The organism is Pseudomonas sp. Je.1.5.c (genome assembly GCF_051129895.1).
Classification (GTDB): domain Bacteria; phylum Pseudomonadota; class Gammaproteobacteria; order Pseudomonadales; family Pseudomonadaceae; genus Aquipseudomonas; species Aquipseudomonas urmiensis.
In genome coordinates this window covers 19,717-41,372 of record NZ_JBCPSP010000045.1, presented here as the reverse complement: position 1 = coordinate 41,372, position 21,656 = coordinate 19,717, and the positions used below count along the sequence as shown (strand labels likewise).

The 21,656-nt window shown below is 63.0% G+C and carries 18 protein-coding genes and 1 pseudogene; 3 read left to right on the top strand and 16 right to left on the bottom strand.

The window, feature by feature from the left end; genetic code table 11:
- Positions 1 to 41: 41 nt before the first annotated feature.
- The 7 genes from AAZU54_RS23555 to pip all read right to left on the bottom strand — a co-directional run bounded on the left by AAZU54_RS23555 (position 42) and on the right by pip (position 8,815).
- On the bottom strand, positions 42 to 776 hold the full coding sequence (locus AAZU54_RS23555; RefSeq protein ID WP_186557390.1) for an amino acid ABC transporter ATP-binding protein: 735 nt from the start codon (positions 774 to 776) through the stop codon (positions 42 to 44).
- The gene (locus AAZU54_RS23550) at positions 769 to 1,731 is read right to left on the bottom strand and encodes an amino acid ABC transporter permease (RefSeq protein WP_186557343.1); all 963 of its coding nucleotides are present in this window, start codon (positions 1,729 to 1,731) and stop codon (positions 769 to 771) included. Before AAZU54_RS23550 ends, AAZU54_RS23555 begins: the two co-directional genes overlap by 8 nt.
- 75 nt (positions 1,732 to 1,806) lie before the next feature.
- Positions 1,807 to 2,604, bottom strand: coding sequence for a transporter substrate-binding domain-containing protein (locus tag AAZU54_RS23545; RefSeq protein WP_186557389.1), 798 nt, complete (start codon positions 2,602 to 2,604; stop codon positions 1,807 to 1,809).
- A 260-nt stretch (positions 2,605 to 2,864) separates the two neighbouring features.
- A complete protein-coding gene (gene mdoH / locus AAZU54_RS23540; RefSeq protein ID WP_186557636.1) occupies positions 2,865 to 5,438 on the bottom strand; it encodes a glucans biosynthesis glucosyltransferase MdoH in 2,574 nt (857 codons plus the stop codon).
- Entirely contained in the window at positions 5,431 to 7,146 is a 1,716-nt protein-coding gene (locus AAZU54_RS23535) for a glucan biosynthesis protein G (protein WP_217838544.1), read from the bottom strand. The genes mdoH and AAZU54_RS23535 overlap by 8 nt, the downstream gene beginning before the upstream one ends.
- Before the next feature lie 263 nt (positions 7,147 to 7,409).
- The gene (gene dtd, locus AAZU54_RS23530) at positions 7,410 to 7,847 is read right to left on the bottom strand and encodes a D-aminoacyl-tRNA deacylase (protein ID WP_186557635.1); all 438 of its coding nucleotides are present in this window, start codon (positions 7,845 to 7,847) and stop codon (positions 7,410 to 7,412) included.
- Entirely contained in the window at positions 7,844 to 8,815 is a 972-nt protein-coding gene (gene pip / locus AAZU54_RS23525) for a prolyl aminopeptidase (RefSeq protein WP_312151336.1), read from the bottom strand. The genes dtd and pip overlap by 4 nt, the downstream gene beginning before the upstream one ends.
- A gap of 154 nt (positions 8,816 to 8,969) precedes the next feature.
- Between pip and AAZU54_RS23520 the strand changes: the two genes are divergently transcribed.
- On the top strand, positions 8,970 to 9,473 hold the full coding sequence (locus tag AAZU54_RS23520; RefSeq protein ID WP_434727741.1) for a GlcG/HbpS family heme-binding protein: 504 nt from the start codon (positions 8,970 to 8,972) through the stop codon (positions 9,471 to 9,473).
- 24 nt (positions 9,474 to 9,497) lie between these two features.
- Here the strand turns inward: AAZU54_RS23520 and hutG are convergent, their stop codons facing one another.
- The 7 genes from hutG to hutC all read right to left on the bottom strand — a co-directional run bounded on the left by hutG (position 9,498) and on the right by hutC (position 17,802).
- Complete coding sequence (gene hutG, locus AAZU54_RS23515) at positions 9,498 to 10,301, bottom strand: N-formylglutamate deformylase (protein ID WP_405129215.1); 804 nt, start codon at positions 10,299 to 10,301, stop codon at positions 9,498 to 9,500.
- Between the two features lie 11 nt (positions 10,302 to 10,312).
- The gene (hutI, locus tag AAZU54_RS23510) at positions 10,313 to 11,518 is read right to left on the bottom strand and encodes an imidazolonepropionase (RefSeq protein ID WP_186557631.1); all 1,206 of its coding nucleotides are present in this window, start codon (positions 11,516 to 11,518) and stop codon (positions 10,313 to 10,315) included.
- Between the two features lie 15 nt (positions 11,519 to 11,533).
- A complete protein-coding gene (locus tag AAZU54_RS23505; protein ID WP_434727740.1) occupies positions 11,534 to 12,937 on the bottom strand; it encodes an amino acid permease in 1,404 nt (467 codons plus the stop codon).
- Positions 12,938 to 13,005: 68 nt separating this feature from the next.
- The gene (gene hutH / locus AAZU54_RS23500) at positions 13,006 to 14,538 is read right to left on the bottom strand and encodes a histidine ammonia-lyase (protein WP_312151342.1); all 1,533 of its coding nucleotides are present in this window, start codon (positions 14,536 to 14,538) and stop codon (positions 13,006 to 13,008) included.
- A 74-nt stretch (positions 14,539 to 14,612) separates the two neighbouring features.
- Positions 14,613 to 16,286, bottom strand: coding sequence for a urocanate hydratase (hutU, locus tag AAZU54_RS23495; protein WP_186557628.1), 1,674 nt, complete (start codon positions 16,284 to 16,286; stop codon positions 14,613 to 14,615).
- A 236-nt stretch (positions 16,287 to 16,522) separates the two neighbouring features.
- The gene (locus AAZU54_RS23490; protein WP_434727739.1) at positions 16,523 to 17,095 is read right to left on the bottom strand and encodes a HutD/Ves family protein; all 573 of its coding nucleotides are present in this window, start codon (positions 17,093 to 17,095) and stop codon (positions 16,523 to 16,525) included.
- Complete coding sequence (gene hutC, locus AAZU54_RS23485) at positions 17,092 to 17,802, bottom strand: histidine utilization repressor (RefSeq protein ID WP_186557637.1); 711 nt, start codon at positions 17,800 to 17,802, stop codon at positions 17,092 to 17,094. Before hutC ends, AAZU54_RS23490 begins: the two co-directional genes overlap by 4 nt.
- Before the next feature lie 142 nt (positions 17,803 to 17,944).
- Here hutC and AAZU54_RS23480 point away from each other — a divergent pair, with 142 nt between their 5' ends.
- Positions 17,945 to 19,309: a formimidoylglutamate deiminase gene (locus AAZU54_RS23480; protein WP_405129216.1), complete on the top strand. Its 1,365-nt coding sequence runs from the start codon at positions 17,945 to 17,947 to the stop codon at positions 19,307 to 19,309.
- A gap of 252 nt (positions 19,310 to 19,561) precedes the next feature.
- On the opposite strand, the gene AAZU54_RS23475 is transcribed toward AAZU54_RS23480, so the two are convergent.
- Both AAZU54_RS23475 and bamE read right to left on the bottom strand, forming a co-directional pair.
- The gene (locus tag AAZU54_RS23475; protein ID WP_434727738.1) at positions 19,562 to 20,131 is read right to left on the bottom strand and encodes a lipocalin family protein; all 570 of its coding nucleotides are present in this window, start codon (positions 20,129 to 20,131) and stop codon (positions 19,562 to 19,564) included.
- Entirely contained in the window at positions 20,128 to 20,382 is a 255-nt protein-coding gene (bamE, locus tag AAZU54_RS23470) for an outer membrane protein assembly factor BamE domain-containing protein (protein WP_079230016.1), read from the bottom strand. The genes AAZU54_RS23475 and bamE overlap by 4 nt, the downstream gene beginning before the upstream one ends.
- Positions 20,383 to 20,605: 223 nt before the next feature.
- On the opposite strand from bamE, the pseudogene AAZU54_RS23465 reads away from it, so the two are divergent.
- Positions 20,606 to 21,637, top strand: a pseudogene (locus AAZU54_RS23465) (HAMP domain-containing protein); the annotation flags it as partial.
- Positions 21,638 to 21,656 lie beyond the last annotated feature (19 nt).

Below are 21,656 nucleotides of genomic sequence, written 5' to 3'. Positions count from 1 at the left end.
ACGCGGGGCAAGCCCGCTCCCACGCAAACGCTCTCTGCGTCTTACAGCACCTGACGCAGGAACGCCTGGGCGCGCGGATCCTTCGGCGAATCGAAGAACGCCACCGGCGCCGAGTCTTCCAGCAATTTGCCGTGATCGAAGAACAGCACCCGATCAGCCACTTCGCGGGCAAAGCCCATCTCGTGGGTCACGCAGACCATGGTCATGCCTTCCTGCGCCAGGGTCTTCATGACGTCCAGCACTTCGCCAACCATCTCTGGGTCCAGCGCCGAGGTCGGCTCATCAAACAGCATCACCTTCGGGTCCATCGCCAGCGCCCGAGCAATCGCTACCCGCTGTTGCTGGCCACCGGAGAGCCGCGATGGATACTCGTTGGCTTTCTGGCCGATGCCCACCTTTTCCAGCAGCGCCCGCGCCTTGGCTTCGCGGTCCGTCCTGTTGCGCTTGCGCACGACTTTCTGCGCCAGGCACAGGTTCTCCAGCACGGTCATGTGCGGGAACAGGTTGAAATGCTGGAACACCATGCCGACTTCGCGGCGATAGGCGTTGATGTCGGTCTTGGGGTCATCCAGCTGCAGGCCATTGATCGACACATGACCGGCATCGAAGTGCTCCAGGCCATTGAGGCAGCGTAGGAAGGTCGATTTACCCGAGCCCGACGGGCCCAGCACCACCACCACTTCGCCCTTGGCCACCTGCGTGGTGACGTTGTCCACCGCACGCACCACCTGGCCGCGGGTGTCGAACACTTTCAACAGATCACGGACTTCAATCACTTTGCGCAAGCCTCCGCTCGAGCCGGCTGGCAAGGTGCGACAGCGGCAGGTTGATCAGCAGGTACAGGCCTGCCACGCAGAACCAGATCTCGAAGGTCGAGAACGAGGTGGTGATCGCCTCGCGACCGCTCTTGGTCAGCTCGGTGATGGCGATGACCGAGACCAGCGAGGTGTCCTTGACCAGGCTGATGAACTGCCCAGCCAGCGGCGGCAGTACGCGTTTGAACGCCTGCGGCAAAATCACATGACGCATCGACTGCCCGGCATTCAGGCCCAGCGAGCGCGCCGCCTCGTTCTGCCCCTTGGCAATCGACTGCACACCGGCGCGCACGATCTCCGCGACGTAGGCGCCCGTGAACAGCGCCAGCGCCGCCACCCCAGCGAACTCGCGAGACAGATTGAGCACAGTGCCGATGAAGAAGTAGAAGATGAAAATCTGCACCAAAAGTGGTGTGCCGCGTACCAGTTCGACGTAGACCGTCGACAAGTCACGCAGGGTCGGGTTGTTCGACAACCGGCACAAACCGGCGATCAGGCCGATCACCAGGCCCAACGCACCGGACACCACCGACAGCCACAGCGTGGTCCACAGGCCCCAGGCCAGCGGACCGGCCGCCCAGTGCCGGGTTACACCGATCTGATCGCCTTCGGCGACGTCGTCACCGCGGCTCAGTTGCAGGCTGTCCTTGGCCACGTCCAGCACCTGCTCTTGGCCATCCTCGCCCTTGAGCGTGACGCGGGCGCTGTCGCCTTGCAGGACGATGTCCTGCACGGTGCCATAGCTGGCTGCGCGCTGAGCCTCTTCGGCCTGGTAGGCGAAGTACTGGGGAACGCGGTTCCAGCGCCACTCGTAGGACATCAACGAGGTGGCGAAGTACAGGCTGATCGCCAGGCCCACCAGCACCAGCGCGGTCAGCGCGTGCCAGGGCCACTGGGCTTTCTTGTGTTTGATCACGTGGGGTACTTCCGTAAATGCGAACGCGCAGGGTTTGCCTGCGCGTTGGGATCAAAGCCTAGGCTTGTGGCCTGCTTATTCCATTTCCTTCAGCCAGTCCTTGTTCTTGAACCACTTGTCGTGGATACGATCGTAGGTCCCGTCATGCTTGATCTGGTGCAGGAAGTTGTTGATGAAGTTGATGCTGTCGTAGTCGCCTTTCTTCAGGCCGAAAGCCAGCGGCTCGTAGGTGAAAGGTTCTTCGAGGAACAGCAGCTTGCCAGCGCCGGCCTTCTCCACCGCCACCACGTTGTACGGCGCGTCGTAGACGAAGGCATCAGCCTTGCCGTTGACCACGTCCATCACCGCTTCCTGCTCGTTGTCGTAGCCGTGGTACTTGGCTTTGCTGATCAGCTTCTTGGTGACCATCTCGCCGGTGGTGCCGAGCTTGGAGGTAACGCGGTACTTCTCGTTGTTCAGGTCTTTATACGACTTGATCTCACCCGCCAGCTCCTTGCGGATCAGCAGGGTCTGGCCGACGACGATGAACGGTTCGCTGAAGTTCAGGCGCAGGTTGCGCTCTTGGGTCAGGGTCATGCCGCTGCCGATCATGTCGAACTTGTTGGTCAGCAGGGCTGGGATGATGCCGTCGTAGGCGGTGGAGACGGTCTCGAGCTTGACGCCCATGGACTTGGCCATGGCCTTGAGGATGTCCACTTCGAAGCCGATGATTTCACCGCGCTTGTTGGTCATCTGGAAGGGCATGTAGGTCGGGTCCATGCCGACCCGCAGGGTACCGCTCTTGACCGCGTCGTCGATGGCGCCGGCCTGGGCGCTGGCCACTGCGACCAGCGCGGTGACGCCGACCAGCAGTCGCGACAGGTATTTCTTCATCATCACCAAGTCCCCTAGCGAAAAGAGTACGAATCTTATTGTTGGCAGTAACGGTCCTACAGACCGCTGCGAAATATCGGATGGGATGCTAACGCATGCGCGGCTCGGGACCTAGAGCCTGGGGGGACTTTGTTGGCCAAAATAGGCCTATGGGCTGCTTTGCAGCCCATCGCGGGCAAGCCCGCTCCTACAGGTCGTGCATCGAACCCTGTGGGAGCGGGCTTGCCCGCGAAGGGCCGCAAAGCGGCCCCCATGCTGGATCAGGCACCTACCAAGGAAGGCTGTGCCTCATTCTCCGGATGCAACGGCAACAGCGGCGAATGCGGATCGCTGTTGATCGAGTTGCGCCAAACATCGATCCAGGCCGAATTGTGCTCGGCCCAGACCCGCTCATGCAGACGCGACAGCGCCACCGGATCGCTCAACAGCGCCAGACGGGTATTGCCGTCCAGCCCTTTCGGCCCGACTTCCAACGCCTTGGCGATGCGCTCTTCACGCAGCGCTTCGATCGGTGCCGCCTGGCCATGCCGGGCAGTCCCCATCGCGCAGGCCAAAGCGTTCTGGCGTGGGTCGACCACTGCCCGCACGAAGCCGTCATGCAGCGCATGCCAGCGGTTCTCGTGGGTGTACTGGTCGGTCGCCAACAGCTCGTGCGGGGTCGCGTATTCCTCAGGAATGAGGAACAGCTTCTCGTCCTTGGCCCGCAGGCCCAGGCGCACCCGGCTGGAGATCACCGAAACCGGGATCGACAGCACCAGCGAACCAACGATCGGCGCCAACCACCACAGGAAGCTTGGGTTCAACCAGGCCACCAACGCGGCCCAGGCAAAGCCCAACAGGGTCTGTGGACCATGGCGACGCACCGCTTCGCTCCACGGGGTGGAGTCGTCGTCACGCTGCGGCGAGTTCCAGGTCGCCGCCCAGCCGAGGAACGCGGCCAGGACGAAGCGGGTATGGAAGATCATCCGTACCGGCGCCAGCAGCATCGAGAACAGCATCTCGATCAGCATCGACAGGGTGACCTTGATCCGCCCACCGAACTCGGTGGCGCCCTTGGCCCAGATCAGGATGATGCTCAGCAGCTTGGGCAGGAACAGCAGCACGATGGTGGTGGAGAACAGCGCAATGGCCTTCTCCGGGTGCCATTGTGGCCACAACGGGTAGAGCTGGAACGGCTCGATGAAGTACTGCGGCTCCATCAGGGTGTTGGTCGCCAGCAAGGCGGTCGACAGCACCAGGAAGAAGAACCACAACGGCGCCGACAGGTACGACATCACCCCGGTAAGGAACACCGCACGGTGTACCGGGTGCATGCCCTTGACCAGGAACAGGCGGAAGTTCATCAGGTTGCCATGGCACCAACGCCGGTCGCGCTTGAGCTCATCGAGCAGGTTGGGCGGCAACTCTTCATAACTGCCTGGCAGGTCGTAGGCGATCCACACTCCCCAGCCGGCCCGACGCATCAGCGCCGCTTCGACGAAGTCGTGGGACAGAATCGCACCGGCGAAGGCGCCCTTACCGGGCAACGGCGCCAGGGCGCAGTGCTCGATGAACGGCTTCATCCGAATGATCGCGTTGTGCCCCCAATAGTGCGATTCGCCCAGCTGCCAGAAGTGCAGGCCAGCGGTGAACAGCGGGCCGTATACGCGGGTAGCGAACTGCTGCAGTCGCGCGTACAGGGTGTCCATCCCCGAGGCCTTCGGCGCGGTCTGGATGATGCCGGCATCCGGGTTGGCCTCCATCAGGCGCACCAGGCTGCTCAGGCAGTCACCACTCATCACGCTGTCGGCGTCGAGTACCACCATGTACTTGTACTCGCTGCCCCAACGACGGCAGAAGTCGTCAAGGTTGCCGCTCTTGCGTTTGACGCGACGGCGGCGACGGCGGTAGAAGATGCGGCCAAAGCCCTTGGCCTCGCGGCACACGTCCAGCCAGGCCTGCTGTTCGGCAACGGCGATGTCTGGATCGTTGGTGTCGCTGAGCACGAAGAAATCGAACCGATCGAGGTTGCCGGTGGCGGCCACCGACTCGAAGGTCGCGCGCAGACCGGCAAACACCCGTGGCACGTCTTCGTTGCAGATCGGCATTACCAGCGCGGTACGCGCTTCGGCGGCGATCGGCTCGCTACCGGCACTGCTGCCGGAGATCTTGTACTTGTCACGCCCGGTGAGCAGCTCGAGGAAGCCCATCAGCGCGGTCCAGAAGCCCGCCGACACCCAGCAGAAGAGGATACCGAACAGAATCAGGATGGAGGTCTGCAATGCATACGGCCAGACCTGCACGACGGTGTCCCACAGCGACTGGTTCATGATCTCGTCGAGATCGACGAACGACCAGCCCTGGTACGGCAGGATGCCTTTCATGTACCAGCCGGCAACGATGGTCTGACCGAGCATCAGCGCCAGCAAGATATAGCGACGCAGCGAGCCGACCCAGCGCCAGCGCGCTGGCGGCAGTTCGCGTTTGGGCGGCTGCGGTGCGTTGGTGCGGCCCGTCATGCGCCGCCACATGCGCACAAGGATGTTGGTGCGCCATGGCTCGGGCAGAACCCGGGTGCGCTTGATCGGCGGGGCGATCTTCAAGCACAGCCGACCGCTGCCGTCGACGCCGAGCATTTCGGCGTCTTCCAGCTCGGCGGCGCTGCCCACGGTCAGGCGTGGGCCCACAGAGGCCTGTACGGCCTCGGTGGCAGTGGCGGCCGGATTGGCCGCCAGGCGTTGGTGCAGCTCGCTGAACGAGGCGCAGTTGGCGAGTTCCGCCCGCTGCTCGTCGCTCAGTGGTAAGTGGGCCAGGTACTCGCCAAGCGATTCTGGCCTTGCGCTTGAGTTACTCATCGGCAGGCAACTGATAGCTCCAGGTTTCGGTCAGCACCTTCTCGGTGGTGGCCGGGGCCCCGTTGGTGGACGCCGCATCGGCGGCTGGTTGCTCGGCAGGCTTTTCAGCCTTGGCATGCTTGGCCGCAGCCTTGTCATGCTTGGTGTCCTTGGCCGGCTTAGGTGCTTCGACCGGAACGTCCTGCAGCAGGGCAGCGCGCATCTCGGTGGACTTCTTCGGGTCCTGGATCTTCAGGCGCAAGGTCAGGCGCCAGCCCTTGGTCTCTGGGTTATAGCGCAGATTGTTCTCGACCACCTCAGCGTTGTCGCCAACGCTGATCTGGCTACGCACCTTGGCGTCTTCCTTCAACGCAGCCAGGGCGGGGCCAGCGAAATCGACCAGGAAAGCCACGCTGCCGTCCGGCTGACGGATCAGGTTGGACTGCTTGACGTCACCGGTCGAACGCAGGGTCTGCTTGACCCAACCCAGCTCTGGGGCCTGGAACTTAGGCTCGTCGATGGTCCAGTGCAGGCGGTAGTCGTAGTCGGCTGGTTTACCTGGCTCTGGCAGGGTCTCCGGGCTCCAGAAGGCAACGATATTGTCGTTGGTCTCGTCGGCGGTCGGGATCTCGACCAGATCGACGGTGCCTTTGCCCCAGTCGCCCTTAGGCTCGATCCAGGTGCTTGGACGCTTCTGGTAGTTGTCATCGAGGTCTTCATAGTCGCTGAAGGCGCGGTGACGCTGCATCAGGCCGAAACCACGCGGGTTCTCGACGCTGAAGTTGCTCACAGCCAAGTGTTTCGGGTTGTTCAGCGGGCGCCACAGCCATTCGCCGTTGGCGGCATGGATCGACAGGCCTTCGGAGTCGTGCAGGGCCGGACGGTAGTTCATGACCTTGGAGGGCTGGTTAGGGCCAAACAGGTACATGCTGGTCAGCGGCGCGATACCCAGGCGGCTGACGTGATCACGCAGGTAGATGCGCGACTTGACGTCGACGATGGTGTCGTTGCCCGGGCGCACGGTCAGCTTGTAGGCGCCGGTGGAACGCGGCGAGTCGAGCAGGGCGTAGATCACCAGGTGCTTGTCGGCGGGCTTGGGCTTCTCGACCCAGAACTCGGTGAAACGCGGGAATTCTTCGCCGGACGGCAGCGCGGTGTCGATGGCCAGGCCACGGGCCGACAGGCCATAGGCGTGGCCCTTGCCGACGACGCGGAAATAGCTGGCGCCAAGCAAGGTCATGATCTCGTCTTGCTTGTCGGCCTTGTTGATCGGGTAGAGCACGCGGAAACCGGCGTAGCCGAGGTTTTCGACGGTCTTGGCGTCGTGCGGCACGTCCTGGAACTCGAAGCGGCTCGGGTCGTACTTGATTTCCTCGACCTTGGTGGCGGTGACCTGGTTGATCTTCACCGGTGTGTCGAAGTGCATGCCCTGGTGGTAGAAGGACAGCTTGAACGGCGTCTTGTCCTTGGCCCACTCGGCCTTTTCCTGAAGGAAGCGGATTTTCTGGTAATCGGCGTACTTCATGTCGCGGAACACCGCCGGCAGATTGCTCTTCGGTGCTTCGTACTTCTGGCCGGCCAGATCCTTTGCCTTGGCTGCAACATCGTCAAGATTGAATGCCCACAGCTGGCCAGCGCTCATCAGGCCGACCAGTGCTACGCCAGCCGCCAGGGCCTTGCGCAGCCGATTGCCGGGGATTCTTGGTGCATTACAGGGACTTACAATCACGAGCAACCCTCGCCGAAAACAGATCATGAAACCAACGGCCAGCGACCAATGCCGGGTTGGCGAGCACTGTTCGGACCCCGTGAGGGCGTAATGATTCCCCAAACGGATCCAGACAATGCTCGAGTCAAGGTGAAACGAACCTGCGAACGCAGGTTCACGCAGCGCGCGATTATCCAGCAGGCCGCGTTACAACGCATCAGGCTGTACAAACTATTTATCGTACAAACCCCCTTGTTTTCCTGCAAACAGGGGGTTATTTCGCCTCAGATTTGTAACATAAATGTTACGGGGCCATCATTGACCAGGTGCACCTGCATGTCGGCGCCAAAACGACCGCTGGCAACGTCCTCGTGCGAGGTCCGTGCGCGCGCCAGCAGATAGTCGAACAACTCGGCGCCCAGCGCCGGTGGCGCGGCAGTCGAGAAGCCCGGGCGCATGCCGCTACGCGTATCTGCCGCCAGGGTGAACTGGGACACCAGCAGCAAGCCGCCGCCGATGTCCTTGAGCGACAGGTTCATCTTGCCGTCGGCATCGCTGAACACCCGGTAGTTGAGCAGCTTGTGCAACAGCTTATCGGCATGTTCACGGGTATCTTCAGGCTCGACTGCCACCAGCACCAGCAAACCCTGGTCGATGGCACCGACGATCTCCCCCTCTACCTCGACTCGCGCCCCGCGCACTCGCTGCAGCAAACCTTTCATGCTTCTTCCAAGGGCAGGTCGAGCAGGCGCCGGGCCATCTGATCGGCAGCGCGCACCAACGCATCGGTGATACCGGGCTCCGACGCGGCATGACCGGCATCGCGGATAACCTTCAGCTCACTGTTGGGCCAGGCCTGATGCAGCTCCCAGGCGTTGTCCAGCGGACAGATGACGTCGTAGCGGCCATGCACGATCACCGCTGGCAGGTGGGCGATCTTGGGCATGTCGCGGATCAGCTGGTCCGGCTCCAGGAAAGCATTGTTGGTGAAGTAGTGACACTCGATCCGGGCGATCGACAGTGCGCGCTGTGGCTCGGAGAAACGATCGACCACCAGCGGATTGGGGCGCAGGGTCGCGGTCCGGCCCTCCCAGGTCGACCAGGCCTTGGCCGCGTGCATCTGGGCGATCTGGTCGTTGCCGGTCAGGCGCTTGTGGAAGGCCTTGACCAGGTCGTCGCGTTCATCGGCGGGGATCGGCGCGATGTAGTCCTGCCAATAGTCAGGGAACAGGCGGCTGGCACCTTCCTGGTAGAACCAGCGGATCTCCTGCGGGCGGCACAGGAAGATGCCGCGCAGGATCAAGCCATGCACGCGCTCGGGGTGGGTCTGGGCGTAGGCCAGGGCCAGGGTCGAACCCCAGGAGCCGCCAAACAGCACCCACTTGTCGATGCCCAGGTGCTGGCGAATGCGCTCCAGGTCCTCGACCAGATGCCAGGTCGTGTTGTTCTCCAGGCTCGCGTGCGGCGTGGAACGGCCGCAACCGCGCTGATCGAAGGTAATGATGCGATACAGGTTTGGATCGAAATAGCAGCGGCTCTGCGCGTCGCAGCCGGCACCCGGCCCTCCGTGGATGAACACCACTGGCAGACCTTCCGGTGAACCGCTCTCATCGACATACAGCACATGCGGCGCTTGCACGGCCAGATCGTGCCGGGCGTAGGGTTTGATCTGCGGGTACAGGGTCTGCATTGCGCACTCCATGAAGGGCTATTCTTCGGCTGGCGCCATCATAAACCCGAATCATGCCAGGGCGCACCGGCAACGAGTGCTAACAATCGGCGTCGCCCTCTCGGACTTGGCTGCCCTTAAGATAGCGCCCTGCCCATCAACACCGAGGGAGCCCATGAAAACATTGACCATCGCTGTTCTCGCGCTGCTGTCTTTTACCACTCTAGCTGCACCGCCGGAGCCGCGTCTGGAACTGCAAGCTGCCATCGCCATGGCCGACGCCGCGCAGAGCGCCGCTCAAGCCCAGCATTACAACATCGTCATCAGCATCCATGACCAGCACGGCAATCTGAAGTACTTTCGGCGCATGGACAACACCAGCGTCGGTAGTATCCAGGTCGCGCAGTTGAAAGCATCGACGTCAGCCAGCTTCCCAGTCGAGTCCGGTGTGCTCGCTGAGCGCAGTGCGGGACTGCCTGCTAATCCTTATGGCTCGATCCCGGGGTTCTTGCTATTGGAAGGCGGGCTGCCGATTTTCGACCAGCACAAACGTCACGTCGGCAGCATTGGCATCAGCGGCGCCACACCTGAGCTGGACAAGGCGTTCGCCAATGCTGGCGTCGAAGCCTATACAGCCTGCAAAAGTCACCAGTACGCTAAAACCTGCAGCGGGCGGTGACGACAGTCTCCGCTCGCTGCGCCATTATTTGCCGTAGCGCTCCCGGCCCCATGCCAGGAGTGTTTCCAGCAAGCCGTTGAGTACCACCTGAGTAGGCCGGGCCAGATCCTCACGGTAAGTGAACGGCTCGATCTCCTCCATATAGGTGCTCTGGGCCAACTCCAGTTGCACCGCATGGATGTGCTGCGCAGGGTTGCCGTAGTGACGGGTGATGTGCCCGCCCTTGAAGCGTCCGTTGAGCACGTGGCTGTAACCTTCGGCCCCAGCGCACACCCCCTTGAGCCGCTCGGCCAACTGCGCGTCGCAGCTGGCGCCGTTGAACGTGCCAAGGTTGAAGTCCGGTAGTTTGCCCTCGAACAGATGCGGGATATGCGAGCGGATCGAATGTGCATCCCACAGCAGGGCATAGCCAAACGCTTCGCGTAGACGCGCCAACTCGTGCTTGATCGTGTCGTGATAGGGGCGCCAGATCTGCTCCAAGTAGGTCGCACGCTCGTCAGCAGAAGGCGTCAGGCCGTCTTTGAACAGTGGCTCGCCCTCGAACAATGTGGCCGGATACAGGCCCGTGGTTGCTCCGGCGTACAACGGCTTGTCATCCTCAGGCCGATTGAGGTCGATGACAAAGCGTGAGTATTGCGCCGCCACAACACTTGCGCCCAGCTCACGGGCGAAGTCGTACAGCAGGGGAATGTGCCAGTCGGTGTCTGGCAGGCTGCGCGCCTGATCGACCAGCCCATCGCGCACAGCCGGCGTCAGGCCAAGGCCTGCATGCGGCATGCTGATCAGCAGCGGCAGCCGACCTTGATGGAAACTCAATACCTTGTGCATGTCTGCCTCGCTCAATTGGAAATCTCGTGGCCGCGGCGCACCACGCGCTTGGGCAAGTCACCGCCGAGCCAGTAGGCAAGGTCGGCGGGGCGTTCGATCTGCCAGGCGATGAAGTCCGCCAGCTTGCCGACTTCCAGCGAGCCGTGGCTGGCGCCCAGCCCGAGCGCGGTAGCAGCGTGCAGGGTGACGCCGGCCAGGGCCTCCTCCGGGGTCATGCGGAACAACGTGCAGCCCATGTTCAGCATCAAGCGCAGCGACAGGCCTGGCGAAGTGCCTGGGTTAAGGTCGCTGGCCAAGGCGATCTTCACGCCATGCTTGCGCAGCGCGTCCATCGGCGGCAGCTGGGTCTCGCGCAGGAAGTAGAAGGCGCCCGGCAGCAGCACGGCAACAGTGCCAGCCGCAGCCATGGCGATGGCATCCTCTTCGGTCATGAACTCCAGGTGATCGGCAGACAACGCCTGGTAGCGTGCCGCCAGGCTCGATCCATGCAGCGACGACAACTGCTCGGCATGCAGCTTGACCGGCAGGCCCAGTTCTCGGGCCTTGATGAACACCCGCTCGACCTGGGCCGGGGAGAACGCCAGGTGCTCGCAGAATGCATCCACTGCATCTACCAGGCCCTCGGCCGCCAGCGCGGGTAGCAGCTCGTCGCAGATATGCGCGATGTAGTCATCGGCCCTGCCTGCGTATTCCGGCGGCAGCGCATGAGCGGCCAGGCAGGTGCTGCGCACGGTCAGTGGCAGCTCTTCGGCCAGGCGCCGGGCCACGCGCAGCATCTTGCGTTCGTTGGCCAGGTCCAGGCCGTAGCCGGACTTGATCTCCACGGTAGTGACGCCATCGCGCATCAGCGCTTGCACGCGCTGGTGGGCACTGGCGAACAGCTCGTCCTCGCTGGCCGCACGGGTGGCCCGCACGGTGCTGGCAATGCCGCCGCCTTGCGCGGCAATTTCGGCATAGCTGACGCCCTGCAGGCGCTGTTCGAACTCGCCGCTGCGGTTACCGCCGAACACCGCGTGGGTGTGGCAGTCGATCAGCCCTGGGGTAACCCAGGCGCCCGCCAGATCCACCGTGCGCTCGGCATCGACCGGCGGCAGTTCGCGACGCGGGCCGATCCACTCTATCAGGCCTGCGTTGCTGACGATGGCCGCGTCGTCGATGATCGAGTAGCTGCCCTGGGCCATGCTGGCCACGTGGCAATGCTGCCAAAGGGTTCTCATAGAGCGTCTCCGTTACTAGCGATGCAGCTCGGCGTGTTCCCTGGCCAGCTCGCCCTGGCCTGCGCTCGGCTTGCACCACAGCAGGTAGGAGGCCACCAGGAACACCACCCAGACCACACCGACGAGCAATGCCGCCTGGGTATCCGGGAAGTAACCGAGCACCGCAAAGATGAACACCATGAAGGCAATCGCCAGCGCTGGTCCATAAGGCCAGAACGGCACCGGGAACTTGAGCTGGGCCGCCTCTTCGCGCGTCATCCGGCGACGCATGGCGACTTGTGTGACCAGGATCATCAGCCACACCCACACCGTCGCGAAGGTGGCGATCGAGGCGATCAACAGGAACACGTTTTCCGGGATCAGGTAGTTGAGCACCACACCGATCAACAGCGCCGCGCCCATCACCAGCACCGTGAGCCACGGTACGCCGTGTTTCGACAGTTGGGCAAAACCGCGTGGCGCGTGGCCCTGTTGCGCCAGGCCATACATCATCCGGCCCGCGCCGAAGATGTCGCTGTTGATCGCCGACACAGCCGCAGAAATCACCACCACATTGAGCACGGCGGCAGCCGAGCCGATCCCCAGGTTGCTGAAGATCTGCACGAACGGGCTGCCTTGGCTACCGATCTGCGGCCACGGGTACAGGCACATCAACACGAACAGAGTAAGCACATAGAACAGCAGGATGCGCAGCGGCACGGCGTTGATCGCCTTGGGAATCACCCGCTGCGGATCCTTGGCTTCACCGGCGGTGATGCCGATGATTTCAATACCGCCAAAGGCGAACATCACCACGGCAAAGGAGGCGATCAAACCGCCGATACCGTTGGGCATGAAGCCGCCATGCTCGAACAGATTGCCGACCCCCACGGCAGCGCCGTTGCCGACCTGGCCAAAACCGAAGGCCATGATGCCCAGGCCGGCGAGGATCATCGCCACGATGGCGCCGACCTTGAGCAGCGACAGCCAGAACTCCATCTCGCCGAACACCTTGACGTTGCACAGGTTCAGCCCACCGATCAGGAAGACGATGCCCAGCACCCAGATCCAGCGCGGCACGTCGGGGAACCAGAAGCCCATGTAGATACCGAAGGCGGTCACGTCGGCAATGCAGACGATGATCATCTCGAAGGCGTAGGTCCAGCCGAGGATGAAACCGGCCATAGGCCCCAGGTAGGTGCTGGCGTAGTGGCCGAAGGAGCCGGCCACCGGGTTGTGCACGGCCATCTCGCCGAGGGCGCGCATGACCATGAACACCGCAGCGCCGCCAACCAGGTAGGCCAGCAGCACGGCGGGGCCGGCCATCTGGATGGCCGAGGCAGAGCCGTAGAACAGGCCGGTGCCGATCGCAGAGCCGAGAGCCATGAAACGAATGTGGCGGGACGATAGCCCGCGTTTGAGTCCTTGAGCTTGTTGCATTCTGCGTCCCTTTTATTTTTTTTGGACGAACAACCGCGTGTTGGGGCCGCATTGCGGCCCCCGCTATCTCACAGGCTCGGCAACACTCCAGCCGGCAACAACCCTGTCAGCGTGCCCTCAGCCAGCAGTTCACTGGCAATCTCGATATCCGGCGAGAAGAACCGGTCACGCTCGTAGTGCGCGACTTTCTCGCGCAGCGCCTTGCGGGCCTGTTCGAGCTTGGCCGAGGTTTTCAGCCCCTTGCGCAGGTCGAGCCCTTGGCACGCGCCCAGCCATTCGATAGCCAGCACGCCACGGGTGTTCTCGGCCATTTCCCACAACCGCTTGCCCGCCGCCGGGGCCATCGACACATGGTCTTCCTGGTTGGCCGAAGTCGGCAGGCTGTCGACGCTGTGCGGATGCGACAGCGCCTTGTTTTCGCTGGCCAGCGCGGCAGCCGTCACCTGGGCGATCATGAAGCCCGAGTTGACCCCGCCGTTTTCTACCAGGAACGGCGGCAGCTGGGACATGTGCTTGTCCATCATCAGCGAGATGCGCCGCTCGCTCAGCGCACCGATCTCGGCAATCGCCAGCGCCAGGTTGTCAGCCGCCATCGCCACCGGCTCGGCGTGGAAATTACCCCCGGAGATCACATCGCCTTCGGCGGCGAACACCAACGGGTTATCCGACACCGCGTTGGACTCGATGGCCAATACCTCGGCAGCCTGGCGCAACTGGGTCAGGCAGGCGCCCATGACCTGTGGCTGGCAGCGCAGCGAGTAGGGATCCTGGACCTTGCCGCAGTTCTCGTGCGAGCGCGACACCTCGCTGGAATCGCCGAGCAGATCGCGGTAGCAAGCTGCCGCGTCGATCTGGCCGCGCTGGCCACGCACTTCGTGGATGCGTGCATCGAATGGCGAACGCGAACCCAGCGCCGCTTCGACGGTAAGGCCGCCGCAGGTGATCGCCGCAGCGAACAGGTCTTCGGCGTGGAACAACCCACGCAAGGCGTAGGCAGTCGATGCCTGGGTACCATTGAGCAGGGCCAGCCCCTCTTTGGCTGCCAGGGTCAGCGGCTCGAGGCCGGCCACTGCCAGGGCCTCGTTTGCAGGCAACCACTGACCCTGATAACGCGCCTTGCCCTCACCCAGCAGCACCAGCGACATGTGCGCCAATGGTGCCAGGTCGCCCGAGGCGCCTACCGAACCCTTGAGCGGAATGTGCGGATAGACTTCAGCGTTGACCAAGGCGATCAGCGCATCGATGACCTTGCGGCGAATACCGGAGAAACCCCGGCTCAGGCTGTTGATCTTGAGCACCATGATCAAGCGCACCATGGCGTCATCCAGCGGCGCGCCGATGCCGGCAGCGTGCGACAGCACCAGCGAGCGCTGCAGGTTTTCCAGGTCTTCGCGGGCAATGCGGGTCGAGGCCAGCAGGCCAAAACCGGTGTTGATGCCGTAGGCTGTGCGGTCCTCGGCGAGAATCTGTTCGACGCAAGCGACGCTGGCATTGATCGCCGGGCCAGCACTGTCATCCAGGCGCAGTTGCACGGGCGCTGCGTGGATCGCGCGCAGCTGGGCCAGGGTCAGGGTACCGGGCTTGAGGGTCAGTTCGGTCACTTCGCTACTCCATTCGCATGGGGCCCACAGGCCCCTTCTTGTTATTCAGTATCGCCCTTGTTCGGTGCTGACGATCAACCTGTGATCATCGGCAGATCGAGGCCCTGCTCTTTGGCGCAGTCGACAGCGATCGGGTAACCGGCGTCGGCATGGCGCATGACGCCGGTGCCTGGGTCGTTGGTCAGCACGCGGGCAATGCGCTCGGCGGCTTCATCGCTACCATCGCAGACGATGACCATGCCTGAGTGTTGCGAGAAGCCCATGCCCACTCCGCCACCGTGGTGCAGCGAAACCCAGGTAGCGCCGCTGGCGGTATTGAGCAGGGCGTTGAGCAGCGGCCAGTCGGACACCGCGTCGGAGCCATCGCGCATCGATTCGGTTTCGCGGTTCGGGCTGGAGACCGAGCCGGAATCAAGGTGGTCGCGGCCAATGACGATCGGCGCCGACAACTCGCCGCTACGCACCATTTCGTTGAAGGCCAGGCCCAGCTTGGCACGCAGGCCCAGGCCAACCCAGCAGATACGCGCCGGCAGGCCCTGGAAGCTGATGCGCTCGCGGGCCATGTCCAGCCAGCGGTGCAGGTGGGCGTCGTCAGCGATCAGCTCTTTGACCTTGGCATCGGTTTTGTAGATGTCTTCAGCTTCGCCCGACAGCGCGGCCCAGCGGAATGGACCCACGCCGCGGCAGAACAGCGGACGGATATAGGCCGGAACGAAGCCTGGGAAGTCGAAGGCATTGCTCACGCCCTCTTCCTTGGCCATCTGGCGAATGTTGTTGCCGTAGTCGAAGGTCGGCACACCCTGCTTCTGGAAGTCGAGCATGGCCTGCACGTGAACGGCCATGGACTGCTTGGCAGCCTTGACCACTGCGGCCGGTTCGGTCTGGGCGCGGTCGCGGTACTGCTCCCAGGTCCAGCCAGCGGGCAGGTAGCCGTTGAGCGGGTCGTGGGCGCTGGTCTGGTCAGTGACCATGTCCGGACGCACGCCACGCTTGACCAGCTCCGGCAGGATTTCGGCGGCGTTGCCCAGCAGGGCGATGGAGATGGCTTTGCCTTCGGCGGTGTATTTGCCAATGCGCGCCAGCGCGTCGTCCAGATCGCTGGCTTGCTCGTCGACATAGCGGCTGCTCAGGCGGAAATCGATCCGGCTCTGCTGGCACTCGATGTTCAGCGAGCAAGCGCCGGCCAGGGTCGCCGCCAGTGGCTGGGCGCCGCCCATGCCGCCAAGGCCGGCGGTGAGCACCCACTTGCCCTTGAGGCTACCGTTGTAGTGCTGGCGACCGGCTTCGACGAAGGTTTCGTAGGTGCCTTGGACAATGCCCTGGCTGCCGATGTAGATCCAGCTGCCGGCGGTCATCTGACCGTACATGGCCAGGCCCTTGGCATCCAGTTCGTTGAAGTGCTCCCAGTTGGCCCAGTGCGGCACCAGGTTGGAGTTGGCGATCAACACGCGCGGGGCGTTGCTGTGGGTCTTGAACACACCGACCGGCTTGCCAGACTGCACCAGCAGGGTCTCGTCGTCTTCCAGGCGGGTCAGGGTCTCGACGATCTTGTCGTAGCACTCCCAGTTACGTGCGGCGCGGCCAATGCCGCCGTAGACCACCAGTTCCTTGGGGTTCTCGGCCACTTGCGGATCGAGGTTGTTCATCAGCATGCGCAGCGGCGCTTCGGTCAGCCAGCTTTTGGCGGTCAGCTTGTTGCCACGCGGGGCACGGATTTCTACGTCACGGTATTTGTTGTTGTCAGTCACGGGGAAGGTCCTCTGCGGTCATCCGACGGCGGTGTGTCGATGGCCAATATACAAACACACCTTTACTTGTATGTACAAGCATGGACAACCAAAAATCTTTCTATCTTCCCTGCAAATGATTGGGGCCGCTTCGCAGCCCATCGCGGGGCAAGCCCGCTCCCACGTGCGCACTACAGCTTGCGTGGGAGCGGGCTTGCCCCGCGATGGATTGCGAAACGGCCCCGATAATCGTTATCTCAGCGCGCAGTCAGCTCAATCAGGCAAAACCGCCCCTGCACATCCAACCCCAGCAAGCCATCATTGCCTTCCAGCCGCAGGCAGTCGTACAACCCCAGGCTCTGCGACTCATGCCCGGCCAGCCGGACTTCGACATGATTGCTGCCAGCAAACAGCAACACCGTCGGCGCCGAACTGAATAACCGGCTACTGCCATCGAACCACTGCAAGCGCGCCCGATAGCGCTGCGGCGCATAGATCAGGTTGAAATCCCTGATAGGGCCACCCAGCAGCTTGCAGCTGACCTGGCTCTCGCCATTGAAGGCGAAGGCATCGAAGCTAAGTAGCGGTCGGCTAGCCTGGCCATCGACCAACAAGCGCATGCCGTCGCCTTGCAGCACGGTGATGATCCGCTGATAACCGCTGAAGCTTGAGAAACCGCCAGACTCTTCAATATCGGCAATCGACAGGCGCCAGCCAAATCCTTCCAGGCTATCGCCCGCGTCGCGGGCAATCTCCTCGGTGAAACCGCCGCCGTTCTTCCACGGCATGCGTGGGTAGTCGCGAGCACGCAACAACTGCAACTGGCTCATTTGCTGAAACGTCCTTCCAGGCGATGACGGGAGCCGGGGTGGATCAACCGCGCGGCAGTAACTGGCTGGCGACCGGACCAGGTGCGCCGGCGGATCAGCAGGCACGGCTCACCACGTTCGATCTGCAGCAAGCGGCACTCTTCGGGCTCGGCAAGAATGGCTTCGACCACGTGCTCGCCCTCGGTCAGCGGAGCGACCTGGGACAAGTAGGCGTAGGGCGTCTGCCGGGTGAAGTCCTGGCTCAGGTAATCCGGGGCGATCAGGGCGTTGACGTAGCGGTCTTCGATCTGCACCGGGATGCCGTTCTCGTAATGCACGATCAGCGAATGGAACACCCGCTGACCTTCGCGCATGTCCAGCGCCAGGGCGCGCTCGGAGCCTGCCGCTTCTTCGGCCAGGGTAATCACTTGGCAGCTATGCTGATGGCCACGGCTGGCAATCTCGTCGGCAATGTTGTTGACCTCGAACAGCGCCGAACGGGTCTTGGGTTCGGCAACGAAAGTGCCCACCCCTTGCATGCGCACCAACAGGCCATCGGCGGTCAGTTCACGCAGGGCGCGATTGATCGTCATGCGGCTGAATCCCAGTTGGCTGACCAGCTCGCTCTCGGAAGGCACCCGGTGATGGGGCGGCCAAGTGCCGTTTTCGATCTGCTGGATGATCATCTGCTTGACCCGGGCGTACAGCGGCGCCGGACCTTCGCCCATCTGGGCCACCAGCGCGGAGACAGGAGGTGTCGGCACGGCTTTTATCCTTGTGCGGTATGAGTGAACGGTAGCTTGCCGGAGTTTACCGGGCAGGCAAACGCCTGTATATGTATATACAAGCTAACAAGAACAGGAAAAACCCATGCCCGTCTTCTTCGCCGAGCGCGCCCTGCTGTCCACTGGCTGGGCGCGCAACGTCCGTCTTGAGGTCGCCGCCGATGGTCGACTGTCCAGTCTCCAGGCCGATGCCTCGGCCGAGGGCGCCGAGCGACTGGCCGGCCCGCTACTGCCGGGCATGCCCAACTTGCACTCGCACGCCTTCCAGCGCGCCATGGCAGGCCTGGCTGAGGTGGCGGGCAATCCCAACGACAGTTTCTGGACCTGGCGCGATCTGATGTACCGCCTGGTGGGTCGGATCAACCCGGAGCAACTGCAAGTCATCGCCCGCCAGCTGTACATCGAAATGCTCAAGGCCGGCTACACCTCGGTGGCAGAGTTCCACTACGTGCATCATGACCTCGATGGCCAGGCGTATGCCGACCCTGCCGAGCTGTCGCGGCGTATCAGCGCCGCCGCGAGCAGCGCCGGGATTGGCCTGACGCTGCTGCCGGTGTTGTATAGCCATTCGGGCTTTGGTGGCCAGGCGCCCAATGACGGTCAGCGCCGCTTCATCAACTCAAGCGAACAATACCTGCGCTTGCAGGAGCAGCTACAGCCGCTGTTGGCCGCTCAACCAGCACAACAGCTAGGCCTGTGTTTCCACTCCTTGCGCGCGGTGACCCCGACGCAGATTGCCGGTGTCGTGGCGAACGGTGACCAGGCCTGCCCGATCCACATCCATATTGCCGAGCAACAAAAGGAAGTCGACGATTGCCTGGCCTGGAGCGGCCTGCGCCCACTGCAATGGTTGTATGAGCATGTCGATGTCGACCGCCGTTGGTGCCTGGTGCATGCCACCCATGCCGAGCCAGATGAAGTTCGCGCCATGGCTCATAGCGGCGCGGTGGCCGGGTTGTGCCTGAGCACCGAAGCGAACCTTGGGGACGGGATCTTCCCTGCGGTGGATTACCTGGCCCTGGGTGGCCGCATGGGGATTGGCTCGGACAGCCATGTATCGCTCAGCGTGGTCGAGGAGTTGCGCTGGCTGGAGTATGGCCAGCGGCTGCGTGACCAACGACGTAATCGGCTGTACCGGGGCGATCAACCGATGGTTGGCAGAACCCTCTACGATGCCGCGCTCAGTGGTGGCGCGCAGGCGCTGGGGCAGCCGATTGGCGAGCTCAGCGTGGGCAAGCGCGCCGACTGGCTGGTGCTCGATGGGCAGGATCCGTATATCGCTACCGCCGAGGGCGACGCCATTCTCAACCGCTGGCTGTTTGCCGGCGGTGATCGCCAGGTGCGCGATGTGATGGTCAACGGGCAGTGGGTGGTGCGCCAGGGGCGGCATGCGCAGGATGAGGACAGTGGGCGAGCGTTCGTCGAGGTGCTGCGCCAGCTGCTGGACTGATTAAACGCAGTTCCACCGCTATCGCGGGGCAAGCCCGCTCCCACGCTATCTATCTAGGGTCTGTATGAAAAGTCTTGAGACGCCGGTCAGGCAAGGCGAAAACAGCCGAGGAACGGTCGGAGTCGCGCTCGACTTTACTGGAGTAAATGAGCATTCCGAGGCTGTTTTCAACGCAGCATGACAAGTATCAAGGCTTTACGTACAGAGCCTAGGCAAGCGTGGGAGCGGGCTTGCCCCGCGATGACAACCGCATTACCTGGCGGCGATATCCCGATCCGCCACCCGCCAAATCAAGCGATTGGTGTCATACCCCTGCTGGCGCGCCTTGGCCAACAGGTTTTCACGCTGCCACGCCGGCAGCGATGGGGTGCGCGACAGAATCCACAGGTACTTGCGATCAGGGCTGCCGACGATGGCCGTGCGGTAAAGGGCATCCACATACAGCACCCAATACTCACCCTTGGCCACGCCCGGCGCCAGGCGGGTAAACCAGTTATCGAATTCGACCCATAGCTTGTCGGTGTGCCCCGCTTCCTGCGGCTTGGCATTGCCTTCGGCACGAATCCACTCGCCATCGAGCATCCGGCAGCGGTTCAACACACCAAGGGTGCCATCGGGCTTGGCGTTGTAATGCGCCTCGGACTGGGCACAGTCGCGCTGGAAGTACATCGGCAGGCGCGCCAGCTCATACCATTTGCCCTGGTAGCGCTTGAGGTCCACCGCGCCGGCCGTCTTCGGCGCCAGCGGGTCGACGCTGGAGCTGGCACAGCCGCCCAACAGCAGCGCCAGGCAGACGCCCAGCAGCAGGCTCAACCGCCTCATTTGAGGCCCTGCCCGGAGTACATCAGCACCTTGTCCGCCGCGTACTGCACGCTGATGAAACTCTTCTCGTCACCCCAGGTGCAGCTGCTCATGCCCAGCGCTCCGGAGCATTCGGTTGGCGTACCCAACAGTTGCTCGACCTCGGCCTTGTTCATGCCGGCCTTGAGCTTGGAATAGTTTTCCTGATTGATCTTGCTGCACGCAGTCAGGACGACGCACAAGGACAACAGGGCGAGGGAACGCAACGACATGAAGGGACACTCCTGGGACATGGGGCTCAGGCGAGGCGCCTGTGGAGAGCTTAGAAGGCAAAAAGCCTCCTCGGTTCCCTGCCCTGGGTGCTTTGACCCCCTGCCATTGGTCGACTGGTTCGCAATTGATTAATGTTTTACCCGCGCAGGTCGACACAGCTTCCAGCGGTGTGGCCGATTGCCGCACCCTCCCTTCGACGTGCTTCCCTGCGCAGACTTTGCCATGACCAACAACCTCAAGTTCAGCCACAAGATCCTGCTGGCCGCTGCCCTCGTGGTGGCCGTTGCCTTTACCTGCTTCGTGCTGTTCAACGATTACCGACAACGCCAGTCCCTGCGTAGCGATACCGAGTCGACCCTGCAGGACCTGGGCAACCTGACTGCCGGCAACATCCGTAACTGGCTCGACAGCCGTATCCAACTGCTCGACACCTTCGCCCAGCAGATTGCCGTCGACGGCAAGCCTGGCCTGGACCGCGCCCTGGCGCTGCCGGTGTATGCCAACAACTTCCAGCTCACCTACTTTGGCGGCCAGGACGGCAGCATGCAGTCGGTGCCAGTAGGCAACCGCGCCGCTGACTACGATCCGCGCGTGCGCGGCTGGTACAAAGCCGCCAGCGCCGCCAACCAGACCATCGTCACCGAGCCGTACATCTCGGCCTCCGCCGGCAAGCTGGTGATCACCCTGGCTAGCCCCGTGCAGCAAGGCGGCCGACTGATTGGCGTCAGCGGCGTAGACACCGACCTGCAGACCATCAGCAACCTGATCAACGCGCTGGACTTCGACGGCAGTGGTCACGCGTTCATCGTCAATGGCGAAGGCAAGATCCTGATTCATCCCAAGGGAGAGCTGGCGCTCAAGAGCCTCGCCGATATCTACCCGACCGACACCCCGCGCATCGGCAGCGGCCTGAAGGAGGTCGAGTTCGAGGGGCGCAAGCAGTTCATCAGCTTCACCCATGTCGACGGCGTGCCGTCGGCTGACTGGTACGTGGCGCTGGTCCTCGACCAGGACGCAGCCTTCGCCATGCTCAGCGAACTACGTACCTCGGCAGTGGTGGCGACGCTGATCGCGGTAGTGGCGATCATCGCCCTGCTGGGCCTGCTGATCCGCGTCTTGATGGAACCGCTGCACATCATGGGCCGCGCCATGCACGACATCGCCCAGGGCGAAGGCGACCTGACCCGGCGCCTGACCATCCACGCCCAGGACGAGTTCGGCAGCCTCGGCCAGTCGTTCAACCGCTTCGTCGAGCGCATCCATGAGTCGATCC

What these genes read in the sequence shown, in the direction of transcription:
- AAZU54_RS23545 (WP_186557389.1), bottom strand. Translation starts at nt 2,604, where the DNA reads ATGAAGAAATACCTGTCGCGACTGCTGGTCGGCGTCACCGCGCTGGTC.
- mdoH (WP_186557636.1), bottom strand. Translation starts at nt 5,438, where the DNA reads ATGAGTAACTCAAGCGCAAGGCCAGAATCGCTTGGCGAGTACCTGGCC.
- dtd (WP_186557635.1), bottom strand. Translation starts at nt 7,847, where the DNA reads ATGAAAGGTTTGCTGCAGCGAGTGCGCGGGGCGCGAGTCGAGGTAGAG.
- pip (WP_312151336.1), bottom strand. Translation starts at nt 8,815, where the DNA reads ATGCAGACCCTGTACCCGCAGATCAAACCCTACGCCCGGCACGATCTG.
- AAZU54_RS23520 (WP_434727741.1), top strand. Translation starts at nt 8,970, where the DNA reads ATGAAAACATTGACCATCGCTGTTCTCGCGCTGCTGTCTTTTACCACT.
- hutG (WP_405129215.1), bottom strand. Translation starts at nt 10,301, where the DNA reads ATGCACAAGGTATTGAGTTTCCATCAAGGTCGGCTGCCGCTGCTGATC.
- hutI (WP_186557631.1), bottom strand. Translation starts at nt 11,518, where the DNA reads ATGAGAACCCTTTGGCAGCATTGCCACGTGGCCAGCATGGCCCAGGGC.
- AAZU54_RS23505 (WP_434727740.1), bottom strand. Translation starts at nt 12,937, where the DNA reads ATGCAACAAGCTCAAGGACTCAAACGCGGGCTATCGTCCCGCCACATT.
- AAZU54_RS23490 (WP_434727739.1), bottom strand. Translation starts at nt 17,095, where the DNA reads ATGAGCCAGTTGCAGTTGTTGCGTGCTCGCGACTACCCACGCATGCCG.
- hutC (WP_186557637.1), bottom strand. Translation starts at nt 17,802, where the DNA reads ATGGGCGAAGGTCCGGCGCCGCTGTACGCCCGGGTCAAGCAGATGATC.
- AAZU54_RS23480 (WP_405129216.1), top strand. Translation starts at nt 17,945, where the DNA reads ATGCCCGTCTTCTTCGCCGAGCGCGCCCTGCTGTCCACTGGCTGGGCG.
- AAZU54_RS23475 (WP_434727738.1), bottom strand. Translation starts at nt 20,131, where the DNA reads ATGAGGCGGTTGAGCCTGCTGCTGGGCGTCTGCCTGGCGCTGCTGTTG.
- bamE (WP_079230016.1), bottom strand. Translation starts at nt 20,382, where the DNA reads ATGTCGTTGCGTTCCCTCGCCCTGTTGTCCTTGTGCGTCGTCCTGACT.